Source organism: Capnocytophaga sp. oral taxon 323 (assembly GCF_001278825.1).
GTDB classification, from domain to species: Bacteria; Bacteroidota; Bacteroidia; order Flavobacteriales; family Flavobacteriaceae; genus Capnocytophaga; species Capnocytophaga ochracea.
On record NZ_CP012589.1, the window covers coordinates 1,071,694 to 1,092,147 of the forward strand.

A 20,454-nucleotide genomic window follows, 5' to 3' on the forward strand; every position below is an offset into this window, starting at 1 on the left:
ATTTATACACCCTTTCTATACCAATCTTCCAAGATTCGTATAAGCTTCCTATAAGCTCTCTATAAGCTAACCATACCCTTCTCACAGCCTTTTTTCATCAAAAACTCTCTTAACCTCCTTCTGAAAAATTCCGTTTTCTTCCGAATACTCCTAACAGTCCCAACCTATCGCTTTTTCATCTCAAAGTTTTTGCCCGTGCGACACACACCTCTCCATTAGCTAATTTCCAAATTTTCTAATTTGCTAATTCTCTCATTTGCTAATTAATCTCAGTTATATATAATACTGATTTACAGATATGTTTACATTGTAATCTGTGAAATCCAGCAACGCAATTACTAATTCGTACCCACCACATTTGTCAATTATCAATTGTCAATTATCAATTGTCAATTGTCAATTGAAAAACTATCCGTGTAATCTGTATGTAGTCTGCGAGCTGGCATAGCAGAGTATGTGTTTAAAGGCAACTTGTTGCCTATTTGTTTGATTTTTTTCAAAGATTTGTAAGATTTCTGTAGCGTAAGCTACACTTTTCTTACATCAAACTCGCATTAATAAAAAATTATTTTGGAAAAATCAGTGCAAGATTTTAAAGCGGTCTATAACACTACCTAATCCGTTCCAAATACTCTGTCGGACTCTCGTTGTAAAAATCTTTAAAGCATTTCGCAAAGTAGGAAGGAGAAGAAAATCCTACTTCATAAGCAACTTCCGAGATGCTCTTGGCTTTGCTGTTGAGCAACTGCTTAGCGTATTTTACTCGTATGGTGCGAATAAGCTCATTAGGCGAATAGTCGGTGAGGGATTTGATTTTGCGATATAGGTTAGAACGCGACAAACCTAAGGCGTCGGCTATTTCGTCTATATTCATTTCAGGATTGGCGATAGAGTTCTCTACGTAATGCGTAAAATCGGTGATAAACTGCTGTTCTACCTTACCTAAAGTCTCTTGTTTAGTTTCGTTCAAGAGGAAATTACTAAAACTCTCACGTATCTTCTTACGGTTTTCTATGAGCTTGCGCACCCGTGTTTTCAGTAATTTTATGTTGAAAGGTTTCGCAATATAGGCATCGGCACCACTCTCAAAACCTACTTGCTTTTGCTCGTCTAACGCATAAGCAGTGAGCAAAATCACAGGAATATGATTAGTAGCCACGTTAGTTTTTATCAACTGACATAAATCGAAGCCATCAGTCTTGGGCATCATCACATCGCTAATTACTACATCGGGGAGGTGCTTTTTAGCTACTTCAAAGCCTTCTTCACCGTTTTCAGCTTCGATAAGGTTATAGTCATCACTGAGGATATATCGAATAAACTGACGCATATCCTCGTTGTCTTCCACAATCAGTACAGTAGGTTTTTCAGGAGCTGAAGGCGAAGCTGTTGGCAATTTGAGTTTCTCGGTAGGTGCGGGCAACGAAGGCAATAAGTCGAGATGGGTTTCTATGTAATTGCTGTCGTATACCGCTTTTACCGATACTTGTTCTTGAGTGAAAGGCAGACAAATGACGAAGGTTGTCCCCTCCCCTTCTGTACTTTCTACGCTAATGGTACCGTTGTGTGAGGCTACTAAGGCTTGTACCAAAGCCAAACCTATACCCGAACCTTCGCTATCGGGATTTATTTTGTAGAAGTGCTCAAACACCTCACTTTGTTTGTCTTTCGGAATATATGAACCGCTATTGAACACACGTAGCACAGCTACTCCTCCTTTGGAGGGGGTTAGGGGAAGGTCTTCTTTTTCTAACGACACGGTGATACTTCCTCCTTGAGGTGTAAATTTCAGTGCATTAGAAAGCAGGTTGAAGTAGATTTTCTCCACTTTTTCCTTATCGAAAGCCATTTCAAAAGAAGTATCTTCGGCAAGAAACTGAAAGTTGAGTTTCTTTTGTTTGATACGGTCACTAAAAAAAGAATTGAGTTCAGTAAGAAACCGTTTCAGGTTGCCCTTAGTGAAGTACATTTGCATCTTGCCATTCTCATAACTGCGGAACTCAATTACTTCGGAAATGAGATGCAAAAGTCGGTTGCTGTTCTTTTTGATGAGAAATAACAAGTCTTGTTCTTCTTTGGGAAGTGAATTGTGAGCCAAAAGCGTCTGCACAGGACCTAAGATAAGCGACAGCGGTGTTTTAAATTCGTGAGAAATATTGGTAAAGAAAAGTAATTTGGCTTGGGTTGCCTCTTCTAATTGCGCCGAGATTTCCTCCAAGCGTTCTTTTTGTTGTTGCAATTCGGTAGCCTGACGTTTGATTTCTTCGTTTTGTTTTTCTAACAGATTATTAGCACGGCTCTTAGTGCGATATGCTCTGATAGCTATTGCCAAAAATATAGTAATCAAACCAATAGCAATAATAGAAATATAGAAGAGTGTACGCTGAGTAGTATGCTGAATAAGGCTCTCACTCAGCTGCTGATTGATATCCTCTATCTTAGCTTGTTTCTGAGCAATTTGCTCTGTTTGCAACTGTAAAATACGCACATTGCTCTTGTCCACCACAGCGGTATTGAGGATATTCTCGCGCTCAAAAGGTTGTTTATGGAGTATTTTCATTGCAAGGTCAATAACCTTTTCACCTCCCGTAGGATAGATAAACGATGCGTCTTGCACGTTGTTCTCTATATTGCTAATTCCTTCTTGTTGTAGCGCATCTACCCCTATGATAAAGGGTATCTTACCGTTGAATTGCATCGCTGCTTCGTGAGTACCCGCTGCCATTGGGTCGTTCATCGCAAACACAAGGTCGATATTGGGGTGTTGCTGAAAAAGTTGTTGCATTTGCACTTTGGCATCTGCTTTGAGGAAGTTGCCCCAGGTCTCGGCTACTATTCGCACCTCAGGAGCATTCTTAAGGGCATCTATAAAGCCTTTATGGCGCTCCGCATCGGAGGTTGATCCTTTGGTACCACGCACTTCGGCTATATTGCCTTTACCTTTGAGAATACCTATCGCATAGTGTCCCGCTTCTTTGCCTATTTGGTAGTTGTTAGCTCCCACATAGGCAGTATAACTCTCAGTAGCGATTTTCCTATCTACCAAAATCACGGGAATACCCTGCTGGTAAGCCTTTTCAATAACTGGTGTACACGCTTCCGACTCGTTAGGCGAAACGACGAGCACATCTACCTTTTGTTCTATGAACCACTCTATATCGGCAATTTGCTTAGGAGTATCGTCTTTCACACTTCGAATCAGTAGCTCAGTATTGGATTGGTAAAGGGCTACTTCACGTTTTAGCTCCTCGTTCATCGTTTGTCGCCAAAGGTCTTCACTGCACTGCGACACCCCTATCACATAACGGGGGTTTCGCTCCCTTTGGCAAGCAAGGCAAGCAAAGAGAGCGAAATATAAAAAAAGTATATGATACTTCCTAAAAGTCATTTTATCTAAACAACTCCAAATGAGCATCGGCAAGGCGAGGCATCGCACCGTGTTGCTGACACACGTAAGCCGATACTTCTACCGCCAATTGATGCGATTGGGCAATACTGCGACCATTGAGGTAAGAGGCTACAAAGGCAGCCGTGAACGAGTCGCCAGCTCCTACCGTATCGGCAATGGTAACCTTAGGCGTACCTAAGAACGATTTCTCATTAGGCGTAAACACATAACTACCTCGCGTACCTTGCGTTAGGATAAGGAATTTGAGGTTGTATTTCTCCAATAGGCGCTTACATACCTCTTCATCAGTTCCTTGCAAATTGAACATTTCAGCTACTTTCACTATCTCCTCATCGTTGATTTTTAATGCAGTTGCCTTGTCTAACGAATCGGCAATTACCTCTTTGCTGAAATATTTCAAGCGGAGGTTGATATCGAATACTTTTAAACTCTCGGCAGGCATTAAATCTAAGAACTTGTGGATAGTGGCGCGCGATATTTCACTGCGTTGTGCTAACGACCCGAAGCACACGGTATTAGTGTTCTTTGCTAAGTTCTCAATACGCGAAGAAAACGGAATATTGTCCCACGCTACATTTTCGCTAATCTCATAAGTAGGCACCCCACGACCGTCTAACTGTACTTTTACAGTACCTGTGGGGAAATCAGTCTTCTCAATGATGTAGTTGAGTTCTTTTTCTTCTAAACTTTTTAGTATTTCTTTACCGAGTAGGTCGCCTCCAATGGCACTCACAGCATAGCCGTTGAAACCAAATTGCGACACGTGGTAAGCGAAATTAGCGGGCGCACCGCCTAGTACTTTTCTTTCAGGGAAAACGTCCCAAAGGATTTCTCCCAATCCTACTACTGTATTTTTCATCGTATTATATGTTATCCTCTCCTCTGCCCTCCCCTAAGGGAGGGAGGCGAGAGTGTTGTTGTTAATTCTTTTTCAGCGTACAAAGTTATAAATTCTTTTTGAGATTTCCTACTACTAATAATAAATACTATCAGTCGTCAGATCTTTCTGACTAATCCAACTTATACAATTTGTAGGGCTCTCTAACGACTAATTGTTAGCATTTGCTTTGAGTCGGGTGCTCATTAGCAACAGATATAATACTCCTATGCTGAGGACAATAAGGGCTCCTATCTGTGAGCCATTCATTGCATCGGAGGCTAAGCCCATTGCAAAAGGGAAGATAGTACCGCCAAAGAGTCCCATAATCATCAAGCCTGATACTTCGTTTTTCTTAGTAGGGTTCTGCAAGAGGGCTTGCGAGAAGATAATTGAGAATACATTGGAGTTGCCAAAACCTACCAAAGCAATAGCGGTGTAGAGCATTGTCTTATCACTGAAAAAGAACAGTATCGCCATTGATGCTACCATACAAAGCACACTAAGGGTAAAGAAACTCTTAGGAGATACTTTGGTGAGGATATAAGCTCCTGACAAACATCCTATGGTACGGAATAAGAAATACCAGCTGGTGGCAAAAGAGGCTTGGGTAGTGGTAAGCCCTAAACGTTCCATAAAGATTGTAGGTGCTGAGGCATTAACTCCTACGTCTATTCCTACGTGGCACATAATGCCAATGAAACACAAGAGTACATAAGGGTTAGCAAGCAGTGCAAAACACTCGGCAAAGGTGGCGTTTTTACTGTCGTTTTTCTCTTCTTCAATATGGGTAGCACCCAGCCACAAGAGGGTTACTACTGAAATAGCTACAAAGAGCAGGAAGAAGAGTCGCCAATCATTGAATTTATCAAAGCAGAAGCTCATCAGCAAGGGGGCAGAAAACGAGGCTATTGCCTTGATAAACTGACCAAAAGTGAGTGAACTTGCGAGTTTGTCGCCTTTTACTATAACTGACATTAGTGGGTTTAGCGATACTTGCATTAGCGTATTACCAATACCAAGCAAGGAGAAAGCTACCAGCATAGTGGTATAATTGTAGCTGATAAAGGGCACTACCATTGCTAAGATGGTAATCACTAAGCTGAGGAGTACAGTTTTACGACGACCTATTTTGCTCATCAGTACGCCTGTGGGCACTGAGAAAAGTAGAAACCAAAAGAATACCATTGCAGGGAGAGCTTTAGCGGTGGTTTCGGTCAAGCCAAAATCGTCTTTTACAAAGTTAGAGGCGGCGCCTACAAGGTCTACGAAGCCCATACAGAAGAATGATAAAAGTACGGGCAATAAATATTTTAGATAGTTGTTATTCTGTTGCATACTATGAATATATTATTAGTCTCACGCACTCCCCTCTCCTTGGGAGAGGGGCAGAGGGAGAGGATTATTATTTCAATTTATAGACAGTTACATTTTTAAGGGTGAGGGTACCTTTGCTGGTATTGAAGCGTAGGGTATTGTACACTTCGGTAGGGAATACCGCATTGGTTTGTACTACTTCACCATTGTTCACAAAGAGTTCGGTAGAAGATTTATCTACCAATAAGCGTACGGTATAGCTTTTCTTAGCTACCATTGGGGCTTTGATAGGCGTTTCAGCAAAATTGGCATTGAAAGCTACACTGCTCTTACTGCGGTCTACCGATAGAGTTTTATTAGCGCCGTCAAATAGGTATTTGATAGTTTCACCTTTGGCGTTCTCAAGGGCAAAGCTAAAGCTATCGGTTTCGTTAGGGGTTACCGTGAAAGTGAGTTCATAAGCACCTTGATTATTGGGCAAGAAGTTTTCGAACGTTATAGCATCGGAGGTGTTGGTACGTGTTTTATCACCTAAAAGCACTGCTTCACGACGCAAGCTCTCCAACTCTTTTACGGGCTCACTGGCTACTACCAAGTGCTCGCCATTATGCACCAAACGCAAAACGCGGGCAACGGTCATCGCGCTACGGAAGTTTTGAGTAGGGATTTCATTGGCATAATCCCAGTTGCTCATCCAGCCTATGAAGAGACGGCGACCATCGGTGGCGGGGACATTACTCCACGTTACACCTGCATAATTATCGCGTCCGTAGTCTAACCAAAGCGGGTAGTTCATAGTATCGGGGGTGAAGGTTTTGCCATCGAAATTACCGATAAAGTACTGAGTAGCACTTCCGCCGTTAGGTCCACCAGGGTTGATACTCACAAAGAGCACCCATTTGGTTTTTCCTTCATAAGTAAGCGGGAAGAGATCGGGGCATTCCCACACGCCACCGTGTCCGCCTAAACCTTCACCAAACTCACTGAGGCGTGTCCATTCTTTTAAATTCTTAGAGCCATAGAAGGTGATAGTTTGGGTAGTGGCAAGGCTCATCACCCATTGTTTAGAAGGTGCGTGCCAGAATACTTTCGGGTCGCGGAAGTCGATAATATTGGCATCGGTGAGTACGGGGTTGCCTTCGTATTTGGTGAAGGTTTTTCCGCCATCGAGGCTATAAGCGATAGACTGTGTTTGGCGGTCGCCTGCTGAGGTAAAAATAGCCACCATAGCTCCTTTGCCAAAGCCGGCTGTGTTATCGTGGTCAATCACAGCACTGCCTGAGAAAATCGCTCCTAACTTATCGGGGGCTAATACTAAAGGCTTGTATTCCCAATTCACCAAGTCTTTAGAAACGGTATGACCCCAGTGCATATTGCCCCAGCGCGCTCCGTAAGGGTTGTATTGGTAGAAGAGGTGGAATACTCCGTCGAGGTATACCATTCCGTTAGGGTCGTTCATCCAGCCGTATTGAGGGGTGAAGTGGTATAGCGGACGGTATTTTTCGTTGTAGTTGAAGTTATATTCAGCCGACTGTTTGATTTCGGCTAAGCCTATATCGGTAGTTTTGGCTACTGCAAAAGTAAGGGTTACTTTTTTGCCTTTGTACGCCTCAATAGCAATAGGCACCCAGTAGTCTATTTTGTTTTGGGCGATGCGAATGGTCATTGGTTCGCCTATAAGGGTACCGTCTACCGATAGTTGGACTTTGTTTTCGGTTGCTTGGTCTTCCACAGGAATGAGCAGGTACTTGTCTTTGGCTTCAAAGGTACGGGTGTAATCAGTCATAAAAACGCTTTTTTGTTTGTTGCCTTGTTCGATTTGGTCGATGAGGATATGCCCCCAGCCACCACGTTGGTTATCGACAATTCGGATAGTGGCTTTCTTGTTTTTATAGGGTTTTACGTCCCAAGTGAGCCATTGTAGGGTTTCGGTTTCGTAGAGAGAACGCGATTGTAGCACACTCTTTCCGTCTACCAAAAGCTCAATATAGGTATCGGCGTGAGTGCCTCCCCCAACGAGGAAGTTGATGTAATCGCGCTCGATGGTGAACTCTTTTGAGGTAAGCGCTCCACGAGAATCGTCGCCGTTGTTGAAGCTGTTGGCAAGGTGTTTCCCTTCAAAGCCTGTTACGGGCTGCTGACCGGTATAGCTACCCGTGGCGGGAGTCGCGCCAAAGGCGTCGCCTTCTACTGTCCAATTGGCATAAGTGCCCGATTCGAAGTCCTCAATAATGAGGTCATCAGTGTTTTGCTGGCAGGCAGTGAGCATTAAGACTCCTAATCCTGCTATTAGTTTGTTATTCATATACTTTTTTATATCTCTTTTAATTAAAAGATGGTACAAATATACATTATTTTTATTTGAATTAGCAAATAAGTAAACTAATTCCTCATCTTCATTCCCTCTCACTAAGGAGAGGGAGGAAGCTGAGACTTATAAAGTAATGAAAGTATCTGTTTTTGAGGTAAAAGATAAGATGTTTATACCCGTCCTTCGCCTTAGGTTTGCTTTAGCTTTGCCTTAGACTCATCTTTTCTTCGTTTTTTGTTCGTCTTTCCTTCGTCTTTTGTTCGTCTTTCCTTCGTCCTTTGTTCGTCTTTCCTTCGTCCTTTGTTCGTCTTTCCTTCATCTTAGGTTCACTCTTCCTCTTTTTACCTTTTATCTTTTACCTTTTACCTAAAAAGTAAAGTTTGCTGTTCCGTTAGCAAAGATGCCCCAAGGGTTTTGGTTCATCTTATAGCAACGGATAGAAAGGGCTACTACATCGTTTACATAGATTGCTGCTGCCGAGCCTTCTTGCACTATTTTCACCGTGTATTCCTTGTTGGCGTTCACGGGAAGTTTTATGCTATTAATGGTAGCAGTACCTCCGTCTCTAATCACACGGTTGAGTTGTAACTCTCCTTTGTTGAGGTTAAGCGTTACGCGGTAGGTTTCATAAAGGTTACCACAAGCGCCAAACATCACCCCAAACTCGGTAGCGGTATTGGCTTTTATTTTAGCAACTATCTTGTTGAAACCACTGCTGAGACGGTCGAACACACGAGTATTATTATCTAACGAAATGCTACCCAAAGAAGTAGATACCGCTTGTTTGCTATCGAACGCGGTAGGCATTTTCACGTTAAGGGTACCATCGGCGTTTTGAGTAAGTTCGTGAACAGCCAAAGAACCTCCCCAGTGATAAGCGGAATTATCTTCGTAGTTGATACGCGAAGGATTCCACCCCCATATATAGCGATGAGTGCCGTCGGTAGCGGTTTTTCCGGCATAGAACACACGGTCGTCTAAGTCTTGTTGTGCAGGGGTAATCCAATTCTTGTCACCTACACGACGGTATCTGTATTGCACACGGCGCACGCTTTCTTCGATGTTAGAGAATATTAAATACTGATAGTTTCCTTGTGTAAACACATCGGGACACTCTACCATAAAAGCACTGGGGTCAGTATAGAAGAAGGGTGTGTTCGGGTCTTTTGTCCAGTTCTTAAGGTCGGTAGAAGTGAATTGTGCTACGACACCTTTCCATACACCGCTTCCTATATCGGCACGGGTGCTAAGGAGCATCTTGTAGGCATTTCCTTCTTTGAAGACAATAGGATCGCGGAACTCATTGCGGTCATAGCCATCAGGAGCTCGGAAGGAGTGTTGTGTATCCTTTGTCCACGTTTTCAAATCGGTAGAAGTAGCCCAATAGATGATTTCTTTGGGGTCTAAATCGCCGTTATGCCCTGTGTAGAAAGCGTAATAGGTATTCCCGTCTTTGAATACTGAACCTGTACCGAGGGCATCTTCGTGCGAACCATCAGCACCACAAGGGATAGCTTCACCATTATCAGTATAATTCACCAAATCAGTAGTGGTAGCACTATACCAAGGGTGGAAGGTTGCAGGTGCTGGACGTTGGTCGTATAGGTAAAAGATATGGAACTTACCGTTGTCATAGAACGGCATAGGGTCGCCTACCCACGCGTTCTTGGGCTGAAAGAAGTGCTTATAAGTACGACCATAATCTTGTACTGCGTAACAAGTAGAGGCATCGGGAGCCGCATTAGGATCGTTACTACAATATTCTTTTTTTTCACAAGCTATTAAAGCGGTAGCACAAAGTGCCAATGTAAGTGTCTTTTTCATTGTTTATTAATTTAATTTTAACCTCTTTTTAATTATTTAACCTCCTCCTATTCCCCCTTTTTAAGGGGGAAGAAAGGACGGTTATCACATATACGTATGAAAAGAGGTATTTTATTTTTCTATTAATTCGCTAAATATTCTAAGGCGTTGGCAGTGAGCAATTCAATATTGCTCTTATAAGCATTGGCAGGTGAATTGTTTTCGTTATACCAGTCGTAAGCTTCACTACCTATACAGATAGTGCGACCTGCATTGCCTCGTTTGAGGTATTCAAAGATGACAGCGCGATTGCTCATCGTTACGTCCCAATGCAAACTTGCTAATATTTTAGAGCCTGCAGCAGTTTGCCAACCTGCAGCATTATGTTCATAATCTCCCCAATCGAAGTTCCAAATAGCATTATGTCCTTTTGTATTTGTTCCTTTAGAAAGAAAGAAGGATATATAATCAACCCCCGACTTTTTAGTCAATCCTTTAAACAATGGGTGGTTCTCATTGCCTTTGTAGCAAAGTGACCAATCTTCACCTACTGTAAATGGAACGTTATTTTCACCCCACATATTATTTACTACCTTGCCGTCTAAGGCAATACCTAAATCGACTACGTATTGTACTGCCCAAGAAGACAATAAGAACGAACCACCGGCAGCGTAGAATTGTTTCATCTTATTCACAACAGCATCTGCTTTGGCTTCAGCAGGCAACTCTTTGTTGTTATCCCAATGCCACCAAATCACTTTATAGTCGTTGAGATTAACTTTGCCGTCCTTGATGTCGCTAAACGAAATGTATTTAGCAGTGTCGTAATTTTCGGCAAGCCAAGTGTAAGCTGCTTTCTCGTCTTCATCGGCTATAGCAGATGCACTGTTAGCAGTACCTACAAAGGCAATAGGCGCAAAGTTAGTAGGGATAATCTCTACGCTATACACAAAGCTTTTCCCACGATAACTCATAGTATAAGTAACGCTTTGAGTAAAGTTTTGGGTAACTCCCGAAGCAGGGCTCACAGTAGCATTAGGTGTTGTGCTGAAGGTGGGGGTAAGCGCAGTAAGGCTTTCACCCTTAGGGTATTTCACACTTATCTTACCCGTACTGTGGTCAATCGTAGCTTTGTATTTGCCAATAGCAAAATTCTCTAACTGTGGATATTGAGCGGTAACAGTGTAATCCCAATAGAGGTTACCATTAAAAATGCGGTATTTGGCACCTTTGCTCAAATCGACATTCGTTCCTGCAGTAGGCACTGAGGTAGCTCCCTCGGGCAATGAGAGGGAGGTGGTCATTTTGGTAAGATCGGTATTCCAAGGAGCGTACACCGTGATAGTTTGTTTCTCCTCGTCTATAATCCCATCGATACCATCGGCTTGAAAGGCATTAATTTTTGCCTCTTTGTCGTTAATAAGTTCGCCTTCGTGCTTTTCGTCACAGCTGAGTAAGCCGAGCAAAGCTACTACACTAAGGGCGAGTTTGTGTACTATTGTTTTCATATTAGAATCCTGCATTTTGTTTGTAAATACCTTTTACATACCCTATTTGGTTTTGTGGAATAGGGATATACTCATTTTTATTTTTAGTGAAATAAGCACTGCTGAATATCGCTGGACGACGTGTTTTCTCTTTAGTGAAATAGTCGTTGAGCACTTGGTCGGCGATACCCCAGCGCACAAGGTCGAAGAAACGAGAGCCTTCCATAGCAAACTCTAAACGGCGTTCCCAACGGAGTGCTTTGCGAGCAAATTCTTGATTCCAAGTACAGTTTACACCATTTTGATATACAGCTATATCAGTATTGGTAGCGTAAGGAATCATAGAAGTACTTTGTTTAGCGCGTTGGCGCACTTGGTTAATAAGTGACAAGGCTTCGTTGCTACGATTGAGTTCGATAAGAGCTTCGGCACGCATTAGGAGTACATCGGCGTAACGGATAAGAATACGATTCTTAGAGTTTCCGCGGAAAGGGTTGATATTGCGGAAGCAAGAGCAAGAAGGGTCTACATTCTCTTTGAGTGATGCATAGAAACCGTATACATTGCTATTGCGATTCCAATCATTCTTATAAATCAATTCGGCATTGTACTTATAAGGCAACCCTGGCAAAGCTACTGTATGGAACAAACGAGGGTCGGCTTTATCACTAGTAGCGTTGTAATCGTTGTTGTTGAAGTTATCGAAATCGGGCAAGCCATTCACTGTTTTGAAAGCATTTACCAAATTCTGACTTGGTTTATGGAAATCACAGCAACCTAACTTTTGTGGAGCAGAGAGCTGGTCACCCCAGTTGAGGCGTCCGTACTGAGTACCATCGTCCACTGAGTATTGTACCGCAAACATAGATTCTTTACCATTTTCATAGCCACCGGGGAGGAAGTTAAACGCAAAGTCATCTTCCAAACCATAAGAAGAACCTAATGCAAAACTTGTATAAGTAAGTACCTCTTGCAAATCTTGGCTATTGATACCTGTTACACTATTGTTTTCTGATTGGCGATACGCTTTGTACAAATAGGCTTTAGCTAAATAAGCTGCTGCTGCATATTTATCAGCTCTACCTTTTTGAGGTTGGGTATTAGGCAATAAGTCGTAAGCTTTTTTGAAATCGGCTACTATTTTTTGCCATTGTTCATCATTAGGCAAAGTGTTAGGGGTGGTTTCGTAAGCACTATCAGGTGTATTCTCATCTACAAAAGGAATATGCCCAAAGATAGTCTTCAACACGAAATAGAAATGACCTCGTAAGAAATACATTTCGCCCATACGCGATTGACGATTTGCTACTTCAGCATCGGAAGCCTGTTGCAAGGCTTTCAGAGCGGTATTAGTACGCGAAATAGCCATATAACACATAAACCAAAAGCGGTCAGCTTCACCAAAAGTAGGGTCGATATTCTGAGCGATTTCATAGAAATGGAAATGCTGGATATCGCTCACGTCTTGACCTCCTTTATAAGCGTCATCGGCACGTACATTACCGTAAATCCAAAGACTAAAAGGTGCATCGTAGTGGTCGTTACCCAAAGACGAATAAGCGGTAGTTACCAACTCATCGGCTTTAGAGATAGCTTCTTTCTCGGTCATAATCCCTTGTGGATTATCGTCTAAGAAGTTGCAACCTGTAAGTAGAGTTGCAAATATTGTGGTGGTATATATTATCTTTTTCATTTTATTATTATTTATCAGACGTCAGACTATTGATAATTTAAAAGCTAGCATTCAATCCCATAGTGAATGTTATTGGGATAGGATAACCATAATTAGGGTTTTCAGGGTCTTTACCTGTAAACGATTTGCTCTTGATAGTAAAAAGATTCTGACCGCTTACATACAAACGCAACTTGCTGAGCTTAATTTTTTCGGATACTTCTTTAGGTAAAGTATAGCCTAACTGTACGTTACGAAGTTTTAGGTAAGAGCCATTCTCTACATAGTAAGTAGACATACGCCCTTCGTTATTATCATCGGTATAAGCTACACTTGGAATATCGGAATCAGGATTGGTAACAGGGTCGAAAGCATCGAGCAAACGGCGACCTTTATTGGAGTAGGTATCTACCACACTCCAAAAGTCAGTATGCTTTTTCACATCGTTGATAATATCAACATTCTGTACGCCTTGCAAGAAGAGGGTAAAATCGAAGTTTTTGTACTCTAAGTTGAGGTTGAGACCGTAGATAAAATCAGGGTAAGGAGACCCAATCCAAGTGCGGTCGTCTTCGTTTACTACTCCATCGTTATTCAAATCGCGGTAGCGGATACGACCAATACCTTTACCGTTTTGTATAGGGTGCTGATCGAGTTCTTCTTGGGTTTTGAATATGCCATCAGCTACATAACCGTAATAAGATTGATAAGGGCGACCTAAGATATTATCCCATTTACCATTTCCGCCGTAAGCATTGACTACAGATTCTGGTAATTCAGTAACTTTATTTTTATTGGTTGAAACGTTGGCATTGATATCGTATTTGAGTCCACCTTTGGTCTCGTTACGATAACCTACTGATACTTCCCAACCTTTGTTTTCCATACCAGCACCATTTACCCATTGAGTAGCACCTTCACCCTTGATACCTGCATAAGGAGGTTCTACCAAGATGTCTTTGGTCTTTTTGATATAGTATTCTACTGAACCGTAGAGATTGTTATTAAAGAAACCGAAGTCTAACCCGAAGTTGGTTTGTGTGGTGGTTTCCCATTTGAGATCTTTGTTACCGAGACGACTGCGACGGAAACCAGAAGCTAACTGACCAGAGCCTTTCCCTTCGATATCGTAAGAGGTATTCCAAATACCTGTTCCAGACCAAATATAGTCGCCTGTTACCCCATAGTAAGGATCGTAAATATCGTAAATAGAGTAGTTGCCGATTTCTTGGTTACCGTTTTGCCCCCAACCGAAGCGCAATTTAATTTCAGAAACGGTATTGCGAATATTCTCCATAAAGGCTTCTTGAGAAAGACGCCAACCCAAGTTGAAAGCAGGGAAAGTACCCCAGCGGTTATCTTTGGCAAAGCGAGAAGAACCATCGTGACGAAGGGTAGCTGAAGCGAGGTATTTGTTATCATAAGCATAGTTGATTTTTCCGAAGAAAGAAAGCAACTTATAACCGGTAGCTCCACCACCTCCTGTAATACCTCCTGTAGCGAGATTAGGCCACATATATTCAGGAGTTTCTAAGGCAAGAGTAGTTCCTTTCACAGAGAAGTTTATATCATCTTGTGAGAACATTTCCATACCTGCTAAGGTTTCAAAGCGGCTCTTGCCAAGCTCGAAGTCGTAGGTAGCTGTATTTGCCCAGTTCCATTTCGTCCAGTGAGATTGTTCGAGTTGAGAGAAGGTTTTTTCTTTGCCTTCTTCCATAAAACCGGAAATATACGAATGGTTGAGTGTACGTTTATAGAAATTACCGTAATCTACCCCAAAATTAGAACGGATATTGAGCTTATCAATAGGTTTAATGTTTACAAAAGCATTCCCGAACATACGCCAGTAGTTATAACGATTATTCTTATTGTCGTTTACTAAGCGAGCAGGGTTCTGACGGTCGGGTAAACCATTTACAGGACCTCCCCAGTGCTTACCGTCTTGAGTGCGTACCGGAATGAAAGGTACGGCTATCATTGCTGCTTCGGTAATTTGGTAAGGTTGCTCTACCTCGCTGGTACGGTTTACAGTGAAGTTTTCACCTATGGTTACTACATCGCCAAAGAGTTTGTAATCGGTATTGATACGCGCAGAGAGGCGAGAGAAATCGGTATTCTTTACCAAACCATCGTTGTTATAATAGCCTAACGAAAGGAAGTAGTTACCTTTATCAGTACCATTGGTAACCGAAAGGTTATAAGATTCAGTTACCCCCATACGAGTGATTTCCTTGAACCAATCGGTATTAGAAGGGAGCATAGGGCTTCCTGTTTTATCAAAATACTGACGTGGATAGTACAAATTATTAAGGGTGCTGTGACCATTGGCATCGGTAGTATAATCGTAGTGAATACCTAAAGCGTTTTGATTGGGGTCGTTACCACGGTTTACGGCTGCTTTCCAAAGCACTTGTGCATACTCATTAGCATTGAGCATCTTCATACGAGAGTGAAACATCGAAACGGTAGTATAATGGTCGAAATCTACCTTTAACACTCCGTTTCTACCTTTTTTGGTAGTAATAACGATGACCCCATTGGCAGCACGTGACCCATAAATACTTGCTGCCGAAGCGTCACGCAACACTTGTATACTCTCGATATCGTTAGAGTTCAACTCGTGCATACCGCCCTGAGTAGGTACTCCATCGATGATATAAAGAGGGTCGTTGTTATTAAGTGTACCGATACCGCGAATGCGAATGGTAGCTTTACCAGCAGGACCCCCATTATCGGTTACTTGCATACCAGCTACACGACCTTGGAGGGCTTTCATAGGGTTGTTTTCGGCAGTAGACATCATCTCGTTTACCTTTACTACTGATACTGCACCGGTAAGGTCGGTTTTACGTTCGGTACGATACCCTACAGAAACGGTAACTCCTTCGAGAGTAGTCACCTCTTCTTCTAAACTTACGTTTATTTCCTTGCGTCCTTTCACGGCTACGGTTTGGGATTTGTAGCCTATATAAGAAAAGACCAAACTATCGGTGGCTGCAACGGGTTGAAGGGTATATTTCCCGTCGAAATCAGTAGAAGCACCTACTGTTTTGTGCTTTACCACCACACTTACACCCATCATAGGGCTGTTGTCGGATTTTGCTTTCACCACCCCTTTTACTTGTTGGGCGAAAAGAGCGCCCGAACAATTGCAGAGCAAAAGCGATAGTAAAATGCGCTTGTTTATCTTTCTACTCATCATATTGGTATTTGTTTTTTAACAATTGGTTTAATTTTCTTCGCATTGATGAAAATGCGATGTTTTTTCGGAGGCAAAGGTAAGGCAAAAGAAAGCACAGTACTATCAAAAATCGGTCAAACACTATCAAAATTGTGGCTAATTTTTGATAATGAAGAAAAATATATAAAAGTTAATTATCTAACTATTAAACATTTAAATATTTTTGATAGTAGATGAGTAAAAAGTGATAGGAGGAAATTTCTATTATTTTCGTTTGTGTATTTAAAAATTATAGTAATCTTAAAGAAAATGATTAATGAACAAAGGGAACCTATCCTCCTTATCCCCTCTCGTTGAGGAGAAACTACAACGACACTAATATGAACAAAGGGTGGTTTTACAGTGGCTCTACAGTGGCTCTACAGTGGCTCTACAACGAACAAAAGACGAACGATGAACGAAGGAATAACGAACCTAAGTAGAAGGAAAGTTGAAGCTAAGGCAGAGATAAAAAGAAGGTTATTAGTGGATTTCAACTTTGCCAAAGGTGCGAGCCGCACGGGCAGGTAGAAAAATTAGCAAATTAGGAAATTTGAAAATTAGGAAATGAGAGTACGAGCTACACAGACAAATCAAGAGTGAACGAAGGTGAGAAAAAACTAAGGCAAAGGCAAGAGATTATAAAGATTATTGTTAAAGATTTGAAAATGGGTATATTTTACTTTTTCGCTGATTTATCAGTTGATAATGTAGAGTTTTTTGGTTTTTCATTACTTATTCTTTAGTTTTTTGTATCTTTGCCCTTTGACAACTAAAAGAATAAGACCCATAGAATGGAAATAACCAAAGAAAATAGACAGTGGCTTGATGGCTTACACCTTAACCACCCGGTAGTAATTGCTGGACCTTGCAGTGCTGAGACTGAAGAACAAGTGCTGAAAATAGCACATAGCCTCAAAGATACTGATGTAACTTTCTTCCGTGCAGGTATTTGGAAACCTCGTACCCGCCCTGGTATGTTTGAAGGTGTAGGAGCGTTAGGTCTCAAATGGCTACAACGGGTAAAAGAAGAAACGGGACTCAAAACGGCTACCGAAGTAGCCAATAAAGACCACGTGAAGCTTGCCTTGGAGCACGATATTGATATGTTGTGGATAGGAGCGCGCTCTACTGTGAGTCCGTTTATTATTCAAGAAATAGCCGATGAGCTAAAAGGCACTGATAAGATTATCTTGGTAAAAAATCCTGTAAACCCCGATCTTCCGTTATGGATAGGAGCTTTGGAACGATTACAACGCGCAGGCATCAGAAACTTGGGGGTGATACATCGCGGATTTTCTACTTACGAAAAGACCAAATACCGCAATATTCCTGAATGGCAATTGGTAATTGAACTGCAAAACAAGTTTCCTAACTTGCCACTTATTTGCGACCCTTCGCATATCACCGGCAAACGCGATATGATTTTTGATGTATCGCAAACGGCTCTCGACTTAAACTTCGATGGCTTGATGATTGAAACGCACTGTACCCCTGATGCTGCGTGGAGTGATGCAGCACAACAGATTACCCCTGAACGCCTCATACAAATAATGAGAGATTTGCGCATTCGCGAGGCTTCGGTATCTGAGGAAGACTATGTGAGTCAGTTAAGTAATTTACGTTCGCGCATTGATATACTGGACAATAAATTATTGGATTTACTCAAAAGACGTATGGAGGTAGCCGATGAGATAGGAATGCTGAAAAAAGCGAATAATGTAGCGATTTTGCAAAACCAACGTTGGCACGAAATTCTTGGCAAAATGATATCAGAAGGCGAACAACGCAACCTAAGTGAGGATTTAGTGATTCAGGTATTTAAGGCAATTCACCAAGAATCTATCAACCGCCAGGAGAGAGTGGTTAAGAGTGAAAAGTGATTGATAGACTTTTCTCACCTTTCTTACCGAAAAAAAGACAGCAAGCCAAAATAGCTCAAAACTGATGTAACTCCAGTGTCTATACGTCTTTTGTTTAATTAAAATATGACATAAAGATATGCCATATCTTTAATATTTAGAAAGAGAAACGAAAAAATATAAAATGATATTTGTTTTTTAATAGAGTGTCTATACGTCTTTTGTTTAATTAAAATATGACATAAAGATATGCCATATCTTTAATATTTAGAAAGAGAAACGAAAAAATATAAAATGATATTTGTTTTTTAATAGAAAAGTCGTACATTTGTTGCGAAAAACTATTGTATAAAATGACTATGGAAAAAACTGTCAAACGTTTTTTAGACGTAATACTTGAACAAGCAACTCCTCTTATTGCAAGTCTCAACAAAGGTGTTTCGGATACCCAAATAGCAGTATTTGAGGGGGAAATGGGTATTACTTTGCCTTCTGAGGTGAGAAAGCTATACCAGACTTTCAACGGGCAAAAAGAAGGCGAAAACGATGTATTCTTCCTTAATGGTTTGCGCTTTATCCCTTTAGAAGAAATCAAACGCACCCAAGAACACTGGCTTGAGCAATTGGAGAGTATGCCTAATTGGCAGTCACTCCGCTTTGATGAAGAAGAGGCGATTGATATGTGCTGGGATAAGGTAATAAAAAACCAATTTTATAATCCTAAATGGATTCCATTCCTCTCCAATGGGGCGCGCTTTATGTTCATAGACCTCGACCCCGATGAAGAAGGTGTAATAGGTCAGATAGGAGAAATAGATTTGGTGTTAGATTCTATAGAAGACTCTTTTATGGATTTGCACCACGACTCTATGGAAGATTGGCTTGAATTCCTTACTGATGATATTGAAAAGGGAATCGTATACTACGATAACGAGATGCACTCGCTCATTGAAGCCGTTTCTTATGACGAAGAAAACGATTTGCCTAATATCTTCGCTCCTACCCCCGATTATGTATCGGAAGGAGGCTCGAACGTTTATAACTATTCGGAAAAAGACAGAAGTGATTTTGTATTGCCTGACCGCACTTGTGTGTATATGGACGAAATTTGCGACCATTTTGAAAAATATATCGGCAAAATAGACAGCGTATTCCACGAAATCCTCTCAGAATACGTGCATATAGATGTACATTGGATTAAACCTACCCCCGAAACGCCTTACAATGTACTCTTTACTACCGGTATGAGCGATTACCCTATGTACTTACCCGAAGGCTTAGATGACCCGAACGACTACAGCCACGCTGAGCTAATGGTGTACCTCCCCGCCGATTGGCCTATCAGCGATGAGGCTTTTAAAGACGACGATAACTATTGGCCTGTGTACTTCCTGAAGATGATAGCGCGTTTCCCTCACCAATACAAAACGTGGATGGCTGAAGGACACACTATTCCCAACGGTCCTGATGCTGAACCTATTGCCAATACCGATTTCGGTTGTATCCTGCTGATGCCCCCTTACTTATCGGCACCACAGGACTTCTTAAAGTTACACACCAAAGACGGTACGATTATCAATTTCTATTGTATTTTGCCTATTTATCCAGAAGAAATGGATTTAAAATTAGAAGAAGGTGTAGATGAGCTTCTCAGTCTTTTTGATGAATACCAAATCTCTGAAGTTATAGATATTCATCGCAAAAATGTAGCTTTATAAACATAAAAAAACAGATGAAACGCAAAGGTTTCATCTGTTTTTCTTTAATATCTCTGCCAGCATCTTCTTAGCTCTTAGCAGGGTAATCTTCACACTACTCATCGTTGATTGCATTTCTTCGGCAATCTCTTTATAACTTTTTTCGTGCAGATATCGCAGTTGTATAGCCGTTCGGTAAGGCTCTTTCAGTTGTTTTATACTCTTTAGCAAATAATCAAACTGCTGTTCCATAATGAGGCTATCCTCTATGATAGGAGTCTCATCTATGAGCGTTTTAGATTGCTTTTCCTCTCGGTCTAAGTGCAATAGCGACTCATTTTGCTTTCTCAGGTTATCTATGTGAATATTTTTAGAAATAGCAATTAACCAAGTGCGGAAAGAGTATCGCTCGTCGTAAGTATGAAGCTTATCGAATGCTTTAGCAAATGTTTGTATGCTGATGTCTTCTGCCTCTACCTCATTATTCACGCGCTTGAGCTGAAAGTTGTACACATCAGCCCAAAACTCGTCCAGCAACCAGCTAAATGCTCGTTGCTTACCTGCTTTTGCAGCGACTATATTTTCAGCAAGTGCCTCTGCCATTATTTATTTCTGCACTCTTGTTCGTCGGGTAAGCGACCGCAGAAACTGCAAGGTTCCCCTTCAGGGTTTAAATGTGGATTTTGGCTCGCACAAGTACCAGCAAATTTACCGCCTTTTTTACCCCAAATCTTAATTGCCATACCTGCTACACATAGCAGTAATATACCAATAGTTAATAATATTAATTTCATTTTTC

The 20,454-nt window shown here is 41.5% G+C and carries 12 protein-coding genes; 2 read left to right on the forward strand and 10 right to left on the reverse strand.

The features are described 5' to 3' along the window. Positions 1–610: 610 nt before the first annotated feature. From AM608_RS04660 to AM608_RS04695, 8 genes are all read right to left on the reverse strand, one after another. Positions 611–3,415, reverse strand: coding sequence for an ABC transporter substrate binding protein (locus AM608_RS04660; RefSeq protein WP_053580919.1), 2,805 nt, complete (start codon positions 3,413–3,415; stop codon positions 611–613). Then, positions 3,390–4,268, reverse strand: a complete 879-nt coding sequence (locus tag AM608_RS04665; RefSeq protein WP_002673142.1) for a carbohydrate kinase — start codon at positions 4,266–4,268, stop codon at positions 3,390–3,392. The genes AM608_RS04660 and AM608_RS04665 overlap by 26 nt, the downstream gene beginning before the upstream one ends. Before the next feature lie 189 nt (positions 4,269–4,457). Then, positions 4,458–5,624 carry a sugar MFS transporter gene (locus tag AM608_RS04670; RefSeq protein ID WP_034566140.1) on the reverse strand — a complete coding sequence of 389 codons (1,167 nt, stop codon included), beginning with the start codon at positions 5,622–5,624 and terminating at the stop codon, positions 4,458–4,460. A gap of 67 nt (positions 5,625–5,691) precedes the next feature. Further along, complete coding sequence (locus AM608_RS04675) at positions 5,692–7,908, reverse strand: GH32 C-terminal domain-containing protein (RefSeq protein ID WP_053580920.1); 2,217 nt, start codon at positions 7,906–7,908, stop codon at positions 5,692–5,694. A 372-nt stretch (positions 7,909–8,280) separates the two neighbouring features. Then, positions 8,281–9,738, reverse strand: a complete 1,458-nt coding sequence (locus AM608_RS04680; protein WP_053580921.1) for a glycoside hydrolase family 32 protein — start codon at positions 9,736–9,738, stop codon at positions 8,281–8,283. Between the two features lie 122 nt (positions 9,739–9,860). Beyond that, the gene (locus tag AM608_RS04685) at positions 9,861–11,240 is read right to left on the reverse strand and encodes a DUF4960 domain-containing protein (protein WP_053580922.1); all 1,380 of its coding nucleotides are present in this window, start codon (positions 11,238–11,240) and stop codon (positions 9,861–9,863) included. Beyond that, positions 11,227–12,897: a RagB/SusD family nutrient uptake outer membrane protein gene (locus AM608_RS04690; RefSeq protein ID WP_002673155.1), complete on the reverse strand. Its 1,671-nt coding sequence runs from the start codon at positions 12,895–12,897 to the stop codon at positions 11,227–11,229. The genes AM608_RS04685 and AM608_RS04690 overlap by 14 nt, the downstream gene beginning before the upstream one ends. 37 nt (positions 12,898–12,934) lie before the next feature. Beyond that, positions 12,935–16,078 (reverse strand): TonB-dependent receptor, encoded by a 3,144-nt coding sequence (locus AM608_RS04695; protein ID WP_053580923.1) that lies wholly within the window; start codon positions 16,076–16,078, stop codon positions 12,935–12,937. 812 nt (positions 16,079–16,890) lie between these two features. Here AM608_RS04695 and AM608_RS04700 point away from each other — a divergent pair. Together AM608_RS04700 and AM608_RS04705 are read left to right on the forward strand one after the other, a co-directional pair. Continuing rightward, positions 16,891–17,979, forward strand: coding sequence for a bifunctional 3-deoxy-7-phosphoheptulonate synthase/chorismate mutase type II (locus tag AM608_RS04700; RefSeq protein WP_053580924.1), 1,089 nt, complete (start codon positions 16,891–16,893; stop codon positions 17,977–17,979). Positions 17,980–18,317: 338 nt separating this feature from the next. After that, a complete protein-coding gene (locus AM608_RS04705; protein WP_053580925.1) occupies positions 18,318–19,676 on the forward strand; it encodes a suppressor of fused domain protein in 1,359 nt (452 codons plus the stop codon). Between the two features lie 30 nt (positions 19,677–19,706). On the opposite strand, the gene AM608_RS04710 is transcribed toward AM608_RS04705, so the two are convergent. After that, positions 19,707–20,258 carry an RNA polymerase sigma factor gene (locus AM608_RS04710; RefSeq protein WP_053580926.1) on the reverse strand — a complete coding sequence of 184 codons (552 nt, stop codon included), beginning with the start codon at positions 20,256–20,258 and terminating at the stop codon, positions 19,707–19,709. After that, positions 20,258–20,449 (reverse strand): hypothetical protein, encoded by a 192-nt coding sequence (locus tag AM608_RS04715; protein ID WP_002673203.1) that lies wholly within the window; start codon positions 20,447–20,449, stop codon positions 20,258–20,260. The genes AM608_RS04710 and AM608_RS04715 overlap by 1 nt, the downstream gene beginning before the upstream one ends. Between the last annotated feature and the right edge of the window lie 5 nt (positions 20,450–20,454).

Bases quoted from the DNA above. Each gene is read 5' to 3' on its own strand.
- AM608_RS04710 (WP_053580926.1), bottom strand. From the start codon at position 20,258: ATGGCAGAGGCACTTGCTGAAAATATAGTCGCTGCAAAAGCAGGTAAG.
- AM608_RS04665 (WP_002673142.1), bottom strand. From the start codon at position 4,268: ATGAAAAATACAGTAGTAGGATTGGGAGAAATCCTTTGGGACGTTTTC.
- AM608_RS04715 (WP_002673203.1), bottom strand. From the start codon at position 20,449: ATGAAATTAATATTATTAACTATTGGTATATTACTGCTATGTGTAGCA.
- AM608_RS04680 (WP_053580921.1), bottom strand. From the start codon at position 9,738: ATGAAAAAGACACTTACATTGGCACTTTGTGCTACCGCTTTAATAGCT.
- AM608_RS04695 (WP_053580923.1), bottom strand. From the start codon at position 16,078: ATGATGAGTAGAAAGATAAACAAGCGCATTTTACTATCGCTTTTGCTC.
- AM608_RS04690 (WP_002673155.1), bottom strand. From the start codon at position 12,897: ATGAAAAAGATAATATATACCACCACAATATTTGCAACTCTACTTACA.
- AM608_RS04685 (WP_053580922.1), bottom strand. From the start codon at position 11,240: ATGCAGGATTCTAATATGAAAACAATAGTACACAAACTCGCCCTTAGT.
- AM608_RS04660 (WP_053580919.1), bottom strand. From the start codon at position 3,415: ATGCTCATTTGGAGTTGTTTAGATAAAATGACTTTTAGGAAGTATCAT.
- AM608_RS04670 (WP_034566140.1), bottom strand. From the start codon at position 5,624: ATGCAACAGAATAACAACTATCTAAAATATTTATTGCCCGTACTTTTA.
- AM608_RS04700 (WP_053580924.1), top strand. From the start codon at position 16,891: ATGGAAATAACCAAAGAAAATAGACAGTGGCTTGATGGCTTACACCTT.
- AM608_RS04705 (WP_053580925.1), top strand. From the start codon at position 18,318: ATGGAAAAAACTGTCAAACGTTTTTTAGACGTAATACTTGAACAAGCA.
- AM608_RS04675 (WP_053580920.1), bottom strand. From the start codon at position 7,908: ATGAATAACAAACTAATAGCAGGATTAGGAGTCTTAATGCTCACTGCC.